10 protein-coding genes are annotated in these 11,593 nt (G+C 42.4%); 3 read left to right on the top strand and 7 right to left on the bottom strand.

All coding sequences use genetic code 11. The annotated features are described in order from the left end of the window. A partial coding sequence (locus tag CXF78_RS05145) for an NCS2 family permease (protein WP_102036175.1) occupies window positions 1-1,161 on the bottom strand: 1,161 nt, incomplete at its 3' end. Window positions 1,162-1,930: 769 nt separating this feature from the next. Further along, entirely contained in the window at window positions 1,931-3,718 is a 1,788-nt protein-coding gene (locus CXF78_RS05140) for an aminopeptidase P family protein (protein WP_102036174.1), read from the bottom strand. 271 nt (window positions 3,719-3,989) lie between these two features. On the opposite strand from CXF78_RS05140, the gene CXF78_RS05135 reads away from it, so the two are divergent. Beyond that, a complete protein-coding gene (locus CXF78_RS05135; protein WP_059747969.1) occupies window positions 3,990-5,204 on the top strand; it encodes a M24 family metallopeptidase in 1,215 nt (404 codons plus the stop codon). Between the two features lie 533 nt (window positions 5,205-5,737). On the opposite strand, the gene CXF78_RS05130 is transcribed toward CXF78_RS05135, so the two are convergent. From CXF78_RS05130 to CXF78_RS05110, 5 genes are all read right to left on the bottom strand, one after another. After that, on the bottom strand, window positions 5,738-6,208 hold the full coding sequence (locus tag CXF78_RS05130) for a BamJ family beta-barrel-assembly machinery protein (protein ID WP_102036173.1): 471 nt from the start codon (window positions 6,206-6,208) through the stop codon (window positions 5,738-5,740). A gap of 104 nt (window positions 6,209-6,312) precedes the next feature. Beyond that, on the bottom strand, window positions 6,313-6,663 hold the full coding sequence (locus CXF78_RS05125) for a DUF1294 domain-containing protein (protein WP_102036172.1): 351 nt from the start codon (window positions 6,661-6,663) through the stop codon (window positions 6,313-6,315). 119 nt (window positions 6,664-6,782) lie between these two features. Further along, complete coding sequence (locus CXF78_RS05120; protein WP_102036171.1) at window positions 6,783-7,931, bottom strand: DUF418 domain-containing protein; 1,149 nt, start codon at window positions 7,929-7,931, stop codon at window positions 6,783-6,785. 216 nt (window positions 7,932-8,147) lie between these two features. Next, window positions 8,148-9,035, bottom strand: a complete 888-nt coding sequence (locus tag CXF78_RS05115) for a prohibitin family protein (protein ID WP_101088779.1) — start codon at window positions 9,033-9,035, stop codon at window positions 8,148-8,150. Window positions 9,036-9,079: 44 nt separating this feature from the next. After that, window positions 9,080-9,556: a hotdog fold domain-containing protein gene (locus tag CXF78_RS05110; protein WP_011638485.1), complete on the bottom strand. Its 477-nt coding sequence runs from the start codon at window positions 9,554-9,556 to the stop codon at window positions 9,080-9,082. Between the two features lie 178 nt (window positions 9,557-9,734). On the opposite strand from CXF78_RS05110, the gene CXF78_RS05105 reads away from it, so the two are divergent. Next, window positions 9,735-10,625 carry a polyprenyl-phosphate transporter gene (locus CXF78_RS05105; protein WP_041413678.1) on the top strand — a complete coding sequence of 297 codons (891 nt, stop codon included), beginning with the start codon at window positions 9,735-9,737 and terminating at the stop codon, window positions 10,623-10,625. A gap of 259 nt (window positions 10,626-10,884) precedes the next feature. Beyond that, window positions 10,885-11,593 (top strand): YbgA family protein (locus CXF78_RS05095; RefSeq protein ID WP_102036169.1); only part of this gene is annotated, 709 nt, incomplete at its 3' end.

The following is an 11,593-nucleotide window of genomic DNA, read 5'->3' as shown; positions in this document are numbered from 1 at the left end:
TTTATCGTCAAAATCAAGTTTGGTAACGTTGCTTAGCATCAGTAATCCAACATACATCAGCGCTGGCGCAGTAGCATAAGCCGGTACCAAAAAGCTTAACGGCGCTAAGAACATCATCATCAAAAATAGTATGCCAACGATGGTCGCTGTCAGGCCAGTTTTGCCACCCGCAGCGGTTCCTGCAGCCGATTCAATATAAACTGCCGCCGGGGCGCCGCCGACCACACCTGCAAAAATACTGCTGACTGAGTCTGATGTCAGTGCTTTACCACCACCAACAATATTGTCTTTATCATCGAGAAGTTCCGCTTGCCCTGCAACCGCTCTAATTGTGCCTGTGGCATCGAAGATAGCGGTCATCACTAACGCCAACACAATAGGCAGAACCACTGGATTGAGTGCGCCCATAATATCGAGCTGACCAATTAGCGATGTTTCAGACATCAAGTCAGGCAAAGCAAATAGGCCTTGATAAGTTACGCTAGGATCAAATATTAACCCAAAGATCGATAACCCGACGATTACCAGCAATATGCCACCTGGTGTGCCTCGGCGCTCAAGCCCTATCGTCATAGCAAGACCAACAATTGTAGCGATAACCGGTAAGCTATTAATATCACCAAGCTTTACCGGTAAACCGGCATCGTTTGAAACAATCAATTTAACGCTGTTAGTTGCGATAAGCAGTAAAAATAAACCAATACCAATACCCGTACCGTGAGCAATACCGGTTGGCAGGTTAGTGAGCACCCATTGACGAATGCCAGTGACACTCACAAGTGTAAACACGATACCCATTAGGAAAATAGCGCCAAGGGTGACAGGAATCGATATTCCCTGGCCTAGCACCATGCTAAATGCAGTAAATGCGGTGAGTGAAATTGCACAACCAATGGCCATAGGTAAATTAGCCCATAGCCCCATGAGCAACGAACCAAACGCGGCAATTAAACAGGTAGCGATAAACACCGCCGCAGGGTCAAACCCAGCAGTGCCCAACATGTTTGGCACTACAATTACCGAATAAACCATAGCCAAAAACGTTGTTAAGCCAGCAATGACTTCACGTTTTAAGGTACTTCCTCGGGCAGAAATATTGAAATAGCGATCCAAAAATGAATCAGAAACAGCAGTGTTAGAGAGAGTCTGTTCAGACTTCATAGTGATGATACCTTTTGATCTCTTAAATGATGAGTTAACCAATGGTCATTCATTGGCGACACGGCTATGGCAGGTAGAGCCCCAAACGAGAAATACTTGGGTGAGAGATCCACTTGACGCATATAGCGTTAGTGACCTGCGAATATTGTGATAAACAAATTTGTTATACACATGTCTGGTAAAATTTACTCTTACCAACACAGCCTTTGTCGGCGCGGAGTTTACAACAATCAACAATGTGGAAATAGGAAGCGGCTAACATTTTTTGCTATATGGGTAAAAAACGCACCCCAAAAACAGATTGCTCGTATATCTCACCATAAAAGTCACTCGCTGTTGTAATCACTGCCTTTGAGTATTCAACACTTATAACGGATTACCGCCCTTGGTATAGCAATTTAATACCATTGTTTAGGGATAATTGTGTTTGCTGTGAGTAGGTCGATTAACTGGCGCGAGTTCAAGATCTACTTTGGTCATCCTAAGCTGTTATTGCTGAGTATTAGTGGCGAAGTCGTATTGGTGAAGTCGCTGTAAATCGTTATGAGTAAGCTCGGTAGAGGACATTTTCGAATGCTCAATTCATCGCAAATCTGGCAATAAGTATGTTGGTTATGACGAGGAAAAGTATTGCCGCGGAGATAGTGCCCTAGCATTTTGGGTGACTTAGTTTGCACTTGATGGTGCTTTAACAAAAAGGGCTTTGGACGTGTTATTGGTCCAAAGCCCTATATTTAATGCTAACGGGTTATGCTGAATTGGATGGCGCTTAAATCGCGACAGTCACTTTATTGAGCCATGCTAACTCGTCACCTTGCATTAATGGCGCTAAGGTTTGACGAACTTTTTGCTGATATTGATTAAACCAGTTCACTTCAAAATCAGTTAACAATGACTTATCGATTAAGCGTGCATCCATTGGTATATGGGTTAATACATCAAACTCATACATTTCACGTTCTGCACCTGCCAATGCTTGGCAATGTTGCACGGTGACTAGGTTTTCGATGCGAATACCAAAACCGTCGGCGCGGTAATAACCAGGCTCATTCGACAATACCATTCCTGGTAGTAATGCCACGCCATTGACGTTTTTACCAATGCGCTGCGGGCCTTCGTGAACACTTAAAAAGTGACCGACACCATGGCCCGTTCCGTGGTCATAATCAAAACCATGCTGCCATAAATACTGACGAGCAAATGCATCGAGTTGCACACCAGAGGTGCCTTTAGGAAAGCGAGCGGTATCAAGGGCTATGTGGCCTTTTAATACCAGGGTGACCATTTTCTTCTGTTCATCGGTCACTTTGCCAATAGCGATGGTGCGGGTAACATCAGTGGTGCCGTCTAAGTATTGCGCACCAGAATCGACCAAGTAAATGCTGTCCATGGTCATTGTGCTTGGGGTGCCATTATTGTGATTGTAATGGCACATAGCGGCATTGGCACCAGTGGCTGAAATAGTGTCAAAGCTTGGCTCGCGGTATAGCGAATCTTGTAATCTAAAGCTTTCTAATTTGTCAGCCAGTTGTGCTTCATCGTGCATAATGTTTTGTTCAACCTGGCTGTCTAACCAGGCTAAAAAACGGCTAACGACAGCGCCATCACGAATATGACACGCTCGCATACCAGCTAATTCGGCGTTATTTTTTTGTGCTTTAGGTAATGCAACAGGGTCGGTACCCACAATCAGTTTAGCGCCACCTTTTTGTGCCAGTAACTGCGAATAGGCGTTGGCAGAATGTGGATCGGCCAATAGCTTAACGCCATTCATTTGCGCTAATACGGTTGCCAGTTCTGCTTCATCTTTAAAGCTCACCCCAGCACCTACATGCTGTTCAATATTTTGCGGCACTTTAGTTAAATCGGTAAAAAAGGTCATGTCGCCATTGGTCGATAATAATCCGCAGCCAAGTATGACGGGGAAGCGTGGAACATCGTTACCACGGATATTCAGTAACCAACAACATGAATCTAATGCGGCAATAAGGGCAACATCGGCGCCTTGCTTATTAACCAGCTGACCAATTTGTTGACGTTTCTCGACGCTATTACGTCCAGCGTCTTGGTGACTAAATAAAGTCATGGTGGATGCTGACGGTGCAGGGCGGTCTAACCAACTGACATCAATCGGGTTGTTATCCACTTCAACTAAATTGATTTGGGCTTTATCAAATTGCGCTTTAGTTTGTTGATACCAAGCTAGGGTATGTAGGCGACTGTCGATGCCGACGCTCGAGCCTGCAGGTAATGTATCAATTAACCAGTCAATTTGCGGGTCGTCATACAGGCTTAAATATTCAAATAAGTTACCGTCTACTTGTTGGCGTACTTGCACTGTGTAACGGCCGTCGGTAAATATTGCTGCGCGGTCTTTTAACACGATAGCCATGCCAGCAGACCCCGTAAAGCCAGTGGCCCAATGTAAACGCTCATTACGAGCAGGGACATACTCACCTAAATATTCGTCAGCGCGAGGAATGATGAATGCATCTATTTGGTTTACTTCAAGCTGTTGGCGAATGGCGTTAAGACGCGTAGCAATAATATTGAACATGGTTTCTCCGTTGGAGGCGACTGATGAACTCAGCTCTGTAGAATGAACTGCGATTATCGCAAGCGTGACGGCAAACTGGCAAGTTAAGTCGCTGATATAATGTGGAGCAAGCAGTTTAAAATTGTAAACTTATATTGTATACAATGGTAACAAAGCGATACAGGCGGTATCCTTGTTGATATTGATTATCTTGTATATTTAAACAAGGTAAGACGATTTGATTTCCACAGACTCTAGATAAATAACAATAAAAATAACCAAAGGAAAACCTATGACAATCGGTGTCGGCGGCGTTAGCCCGCAACAAGCATTAGCCACACTCACTAATATGACTCACGGTGTAGCAGCGATAAGTGATGATGAATTTAATCAACGAATTCAACATGCACAACGATTGATGGCGCAACATGGTTTAGAAGCAATCTATGTGAATGCTGGAACTAATTTGTACTATTTTACGGGTACTCGTTGGTTTTCTAGCGAACGTATGGTGGGTGCTATTATCCCCGCTGTGGGTGAAGTTCAGTATATTGCACCTGCATTTGAACTCGACACGTTACAGGGTTATATGACCATTAAAGGTCAAGTAAATACGTGGCATGAAGATGAAAGCCCATATCAATTATTTGCCGATGTGCTGGATAACATCGGCTTGAGCCAAGCAAAGATCGGTATTGATGAGTCAACCGCCTTTTTTATTAGCGATGGCATTGCCCAAGCAGCTCCACAGCATCGATTTGTAAGTGCGACAACAGTAACGGCAGGATGTCGGATGATTAAGTCGGTTGCCGAAATTGCCTTAATGCAACGCGCTAAAGACATGACACTTGAAGTGCATAAAGCCACTGCCAGTATTTTACGTGAAGGCATCACCACTACGGAAGTGGAAGACTTTATTAACCAAGCTCACTATGCCGTGGGCGCAGCCAAAGGTTCGTATTTTTGTATCGTGCTATTTGGTGAAGATACTGCTTATCCGCATGGGGTTAAATCACCTAAAGCGCTTGAAAAAAATGACACGGTATTGATTGACACCGGTTGCCAGTTACAAGGCTATAACTCTGATATTACTCGCACTTATGTATTTGGTGAGCCTAATGCTCGTCAGCGTCAATTATGGCAACTTGAGCAAGATGCACAAATTGCTGCGTTTGATGCTGCTACCTTAGGAACCCTATGTGGTGACGTCGATGCAGCTGCTCGTGTCGTGTTAGAAGCCGCAGGCTTTGGTCCAGATTACAACGTGCCAGGTTTACCTCATCGTACTGGTCATGGTATCGGTTTAGATATTCATGAATGGCCGTATTTGGTGCGTAATGATGTTACACCACTGGCGGTTGGTATGTGTTTTAGCAACGAGCCAATGTTATGTGTACCTGGGGAGTTTGGGATCCGTCATGAAGACCATTTTTACATGACAGCGCAAGGGCCTAAATGGTTTACAGCGCCAGCGAAGTCGATTGATGATCCGTTTTATCTAGCATGATATTTTTTTAATTATCACTGACAAATATAGTCAGCTTAACGTCGTGGCGCTTCGCCCACACCCGACCAAGAAGGGAAACACTGCTTTCCCCTCTTGGATCACCCCAGCAGCTCCGACAAAGTGTTGATCCTCATAGCATAACAAAAATCGCCTAACGGCTCAGATGGTACATCTGATGTGAATGGACTGACGAATGTCGTGATGACATGGATGTCACTGAACGACCATGTACCCCTGAGTCTGTGTCATATCTGCAAGACAGGAGTCTACATGCCTTGAAACACATGGATGTGTTATAAAGGCCATGATGTCACTACGGCATTTTTATCACGCTATTTCGGACACTTCGGACGGAGAATCCTTGAAGCTGCAGATTTATGAGTTTTTATTAAGTTGTTTTCGGGGAACTGGAGGATTAAGAAAAATTAGCTAAGTGGTATGAGTCAAGCAATAGCAAAAAGCCTCCGCTATGGAGGCTTTGGATTTTTGGTGTAGTTCTTAGTGTGAAAACTATGTCATCTATTATTTAATTTTTAGTTAATTTCAAATAACTCAACATCAAAAATCAGTACTGAGCCACCTTCAATTTTACCTGTTGAGCGATTGCCGTAAGCCAATTGGCTTGGAATATAAAAACGGAATTTATCGCCAATATTCATGAGTTGTACACCCTCGGTCCAACCGGCGATCACTTGGTTTAAGCCAAAGCTGATTGTTTCGCCGCGATCAACAGAGCTGTCGAATACGCTACCGTCAATGAGTGTGCCGTGGTAATGCACGGTAACTTTGCTTTTTGCGCTAGGGTGTTCGGTATTCTCACTTTTAACGAGCACTTCATATTGCAGGCCAGATAAGGTTTGGATTACATCTTCGCGTTTGGCATTTTCAGCTAAAAAAATCTTACCTTTCTCAATGTTTTCTTTGGCGGCTTTAGAATTGTTAGATTGAGTGAAAAAATAAAAAATAACGCCCGCAATGACCAGAACGGCTAAAATCATACGCATTTAATTGATCTCGAATTGTTGGGTAGATAGTGCGACTAGTTTAGCGTAAAAATTGCTGAGCTAATACTCATCAACACGATTGAAGCGATAATTGAACCAACAGCTTAACGGTATGCATCGAATAACGGATGCCACTGCTGATAACACAATAAGCTGACTCCAACTGAGTTGAGTACGATGCAACACCACAATATCCGTTTAAAAGACGATTTTTGGGTTTTATGACGTAAGTGATACTGGCCGAGTAGCGCTGCTGGCCAGCCGCCAATTAAAGAAAAAAACTGTAAGGTGCTTTCTTTTATGCGCCATTGCCCCTGTTTAGCGGCCGATTTATCACGATAATACAAACTAAAAGTGACCAGATTAATTAAGCCGTATACCCCAGCTAACCAGGGCTGAATAGTGGCAAAAATAGCGCCAATGAGCAGCAACATCAACCAAGCAAACTTATTCATTTTAGTGCCTGCTCTGTGAGATTAATTTTATCATATTGATTTCGTCATACTGATGAGATCAATCAGCATTGCACACAATGGTAGTTGCATAGATTCTTCTTTTAAGTGTATATGTTTCATTAGCTTGTGCGGGAGACTAACACACGCCACAGCTTTTCTAATGGGCCTTGGTTGAATTTGCGTAAATAGACATCCGCTAACAACAGTTGAAATACACTGTAGATAATCGCAATTGAGACGTAACCTATCCTGTCTAGTGAGTACAGCCAGTCTGGTGCGATATAACGTAACAGTAAAATACCGACTATTGACTGGAGAATGTACAAACTAAACGCCATCCGCCCGACGTTTTGCAGTAGTTTTAGTCTATGTGGCGTATTTTTGCAAAATTTGACGATAATGTGGATGTAAATCAAAGCCGTCGCAATAGCGCTGAACCACAATAAAAGATCTGACATCGACTCCAACATCTGATTGCCACTTAGACTTAATATCGAGTCTAATGATGCTAATGTGATGGCCCAAAATACACATTGCCACAGGGTTTTATTATCCAATCCATCAACAAAGATATTGCGTTTATATAACGCCATCCCTAAAAGCATTAGGCCGGTGATATACCACATTAACGTTAATGGAATAACCGCTAGCATGTATGCAAACATGGTTAGGTGCAGGGTCAGTTGTTGTTGGTAGCTACCAGTCCAAGCAGCAAGTTGCTCGATGAAGAATGCTGAATCTCGTGAATAAACTTGATCGTCAGGCATGAGCGAAATAAGTGCTATGGGGATTAATGATAAAAAGATAAACCATTTAGCTTTACGGATTAACTCATCAGCACTGAGGCTAATGTAGCGAAAAGCCAATAATCCACTGACACCATAAGACAATAATATATCGCCAGGAAAGATGAAAATAGCATGCATTACGCCAAAGGCAATTAACCAATACAGACGGCATTTTATGCGTTTATTCCGCTGGCTAGTGGTGGCAGTGTCCATTCTCATTTGCTTGCGTTGGTATTGGATTAACATTCCTACCCCAAAAATCATCGCAAATAGGCTAAAGAAACGACCTTCTAAGAAGAAATTGCTAAAAATGAGCAGGATAATGTCGCTGGTGGGTTGAACCTCATGAGGAGCGTAACCGAAAAAACTATTGCCCATAAAATAGATATTAAGGAAGAAAATACCTAATACGCCAAGCCCTCTGATAGCGTCAAGATTAGCCAAACGTGCTTGTTTGATTGGAGCGTTATGCTCATCCATGTTCGTTGCAGTGTTAATCGCTGAATTCCTTTTGCTTTTAGCTGTTTATAAACCCTCTTTATTCATTAAAGAGGCGCTGTTAGAGATTACCAGCCAAATACGGTAATGCAACTAGATAATGCGTTTAGGGAAGGGGAACGATTATAAAAAACCAAGCGATCAGCGTAATGCCGCACGCTTGGTTTGTTAAGTATTTTGTGAAGTAAGTCGGCAGGCTTATTTGGTTGTTTGTACTTCAAGGAACGGGATAGTACCAGTAGGTAGCATAGTTGTTGGTAAGCGCCCATCCCAACGTTCCGCTTTAGTTAATTCAACTAAATTTTGATTTTGCGCTAGTGCTTCAGCACGAATTTTAATGGCTGATGCTTCTGCGTTACCTTTAATACGGATACTTTCAGCTTCGGCTATTGCGCGGGCCAATTGTGAGTCTGCTTCAGCTTGTGCTTGAGTCACGGCAATTTGGGCACTAACACGCTCTTTTTCAAGATTCTGTAATTGTGTCTGTACTTCTACTTCTGCGCGCATTCTGTCTTCTACTGATTTCTCGTATGCGTTGCTAAAGTCGATATTTTCAATCTGTACCGAATTAATGGTCACTGGGCCTTTAATCGATTTAGTAATGGCGTCAGTCACATCAATACCAAACTTGATACGCTCTTGAACGGCTGAAATAGCCGTATACTTACCAAAAATATTCTCAATTTGGGTTGGTACTTGGCGGTCGAGTAAACGCGACACCATTAAGTCGATACTTTTGAAATTAGCATACACTTCTTCAACACGATCTGGCGGTATGCTAAATGTGACTGATGCGCGTAATGTGGCAGGTTGTTGATCGCGGCTATACGCCTGTAAACCTTGGTAGTTTGCGGTGTGAGTTTGGGTTGAGATCTTAACCACGGTATCCATTAGTGGAATTTTAAATCCAAGACCTGGTTCTGCAGTATCGATAATTTTACCGTTACGCAGCAATACCCCACGTTCGCCCTGATCAATGGTATACCAGCTACCATATAAACTGATCAGCATTAGCAGTAAAACTGCGACAGGAATGATTTTACCGAGATGATTTGTGTTAGCTTGCGCCAGACCATTTTTTAACATTATGCTTCCCTAGCAAAGTGAATAAAGGTGATTAATTTACCTGGTTATTTTTGAGGTTTCTCTGAAATCCATAGCTTAATATGCCCTTGGACCACCACAACACCGTTAGTGTCATAGGCTTTTACGTCGACTAACATATCACCCACTTGCCATTGTTCTGGTTTTACCTCTGCAACACATAAAATGTCGCTGCCAGCTTTTGCTGTGTAATCAACGCTCATGCCTTTAGGGATCCAGCGTAAATGAGCCGGGATTGATGCTTCTGCCATCGTGCCCATGGCCATTTCCAGGCCATTACAAATGGCAATCACATGCACGGTTCCAATATGATTTTGGACTTTCTTGCGCTTTTTGATTAAACATTCGCAGCGGTTAACGCGTAAATCACTTATGTAAGGGTGTACTGTGCCAAAATAGGGCGCCATTCGAGACACCATTTTAGAGAAAATCTGTTTCCCAAATGGATAAGCAGTGACTTTCTTATACAGCGACATGACTTTATTGGGTTTAGTTGGGGTCATAAATGAACTCTAATTATTATCTGGTCGGACGAGATTAACATTGTTGTAACCTGCGGAAAAGCCCCGTTGAATATTTTCCATCGCTCATTGCAAAGGGCACAGGTATAATTTACGTGATTAGACACATTAAGGATGAATTTTGAAAACTGACTCACTGTTATTGAATTATTTCAAAGGTATGGCCATGGGCGCAGCAGATGTTGTGCCGGGAGTGTCGGGTGGCACTATTGCGTTTATTACCGGTATTTTAGATCCGTTATTGGATGGCATTCGCAAAATTAACTGGTCGTTAGTGGGCATTATTAAGCAAAAAGGCATTAAAGCCGCCTTTTTACACATTAATGGTCCTTTTCTCGTGTGCGTGTTTGGTGGGATCCTCACCAGTATTTTTACCTTAGCTAAATTGATTTCTTGGCTATTGGTTACTCATCCTATTCCTGTGTGGTCGTTCTTTTTTGGATTAATTTTATTTTCCGTGGTTCATATGCTTAAGCAAGTGAACAAATTCAATGCTATTCGGATTGCCATGTTTATTGTTGGTGTCGCCTTTGCGTGGGCCATTACAGTGTTACATCCTATCGAAATGCAGGTGAGTTATCTTAACTTCTTCTTTTGTGGTGCGATTGCTATTTGCGCCATGATATTACCCGGTATTTCAGGTAGCTTCATTTTACTGCTTTTAGGGATGTATCCTGCGGTATTAGCGGCAGCTAAAGGCTTTGATATTGTTTATTTAGCCTGTTTTGCGATTGGTGCAGTGGTCGGATTATTAAGTTTTAGTCATGTGTTATCGGCTTTGTTACGTAAATTTCATGATATGACGTTATTATTTTTAACGGGATTGATGCTCGGTACGCTGGGTAAAATTTGGCCTTGGAAACAAGTGATCAGTTGGCGCGAGAATTCTAAGGGTGAATTAGTGCCTTTGGTTGAGCAAAATTTATCTCCGTTTCAGTTTGAACAAATCACTGGTGAGTCGTCACAAATGATCATAGCCATAGTATGTCTGCTGGTGGGAATTGGTTTGGTGTGGGGATTAGAACGCGTCGGAAATAAAGCTAATAGTTAATCCTGTTTAAGCTTAATCTGGGCAAATTGACTGAAGGTTGAGTTGAAGCTAAATGATAAAGCAGAACTTAGGTTCTGCTTTTTTGTGTGCGTTATTTGGCTAATATGAAGATTCATTTTGCAAAAGTGATAAATACCTCTATAAATAATGAACTTAATGAGTGTTTTACTCGTATATTTAATTAATCGCATGCGTTGTTAGCATGACACCTTTTTTATCCCATTTTGGGAATATTACGGTTGCCACAGGAGTGCATAATATGCCAAATATCGATACATTTGTGCCAGAAAAAATCCAAATTGGGATCAGCAGTTGCTTGTTGGGTAACCAAGTTCGCTTTGATGGCGGACACAAAAACTCTTATTACTGTAGACAAGAAATAGAACCATTTTTTGAATACACCACTGTTTGCCCTGAAATGGCGATCGGCATGGGCACACCACGTAAAAGTATTCGTCAAATACGGGATGGCGATGTAGTGCATATTCGCAGTGCTGATGGAACGCTCGATGTGACAGACAAGCTTAATGAATACTCCCAAGCTAAAGTCGAAGAACTTGATTACCTTGGCGGTTATATTTTATGTGCCAAATCGCCGACCTGTGGCATGGAAAGAGTCACCGAGTACAAAATTGGTACCAATAATGGTAGCAAAACTGGCGTAGGTGTTTTTGCAAAGAAATTAATGGAACGCTATCCACTTCTGCCTGTAGAAGAAGAAGGACGTTTACATGACTTGCCATTAAGAGAAAACTTTTTTACCCGTGTATTTGCTTATAACGATTGGAAGCAAATGACTCAATCGGGTCTCACTAAACACAAACTAATGCAGTTTCATTCGCGTTATAAGTATTTATTAATGGCTCATAGCCCAAAGTGGTACCGCGATTTAGGACCTATATTGGCCGATATTCAAGATGTTGAGCAAACTGCACAACAATATTTTGAAGGCTTTATGACTGCACTCA

Source organism: Shewanella sp. 11B5, assembly GCF_002836795.1.
Lineage (GTDB): Bacteria > Pseudomonadota > Gammaproteobacteria > Enterobacterales > Shewanellaceae > Shewanella > Shewanella frigidimarina.
The sequence above is the reverse complement of the archived record's forward strand: the minus strand, read 5'-3'. Positions and strand labels throughout refer to the sequence as shown.

Bases quoted from the DNA above. Each gene is read 5' to 3' on its own strand.
- CXF78_RS05105 (WP_041413678.1), top strand. From the start codon at position 9,735: ATGGCCATGGGCGCAGCAGATGTTGTGCCGGGAGTGTCGGGTGGCACT.
- CXF78_RS05135 (WP_059747969.1), top strand. From the start codon at position 3,990: ATGACAATCGGTGTCGGCGGCGTTAGCCCGCAACAAGCATTAGCCACA.
- CXF78_RS05140 (WP_102036174.1), bottom strand. From the start codon at position 3,718: ATGTTCAATATTATTGCTACGCGTCTTAACGCCATTCGCCAACAGCTT.
- CXF78_RS05120 (WP_102036171.1), bottom strand. From the start codon at position 7,931: ATGGATGAGCATAACGCTCCAATCAAACAAGCACGTTTGGCTAATCTT.
- CXF78_RS05110 (WP_011638485.1), bottom strand. From the start codon at position 9,556: ATGACCCCAACTAAACCCAATAAAGTCATGTCGCTGTATAAGAAAGTC.
- CXF78_RS05115 (WP_101088779.1), bottom strand. From the start codon at position 9,035: ATGTTAAAAAATGGTCTGGCGCAAGCTAACACAAATCATCTCGGTAAA.
- CXF78_RS05130 (WP_102036173.1), bottom strand. From the start codon at position 6,208: ATGCGTATGATTTTAGCCGTTCTGGTCATTGCGGGCGTTATTTTTTAT.
- CXF78_RS05125 (WP_102036172.1), bottom strand. From the start codon at position 6,663: ATGAATAAGTTTGCTTGGTTGATGTTGCTGCTCATTGGCGCTATTTTT.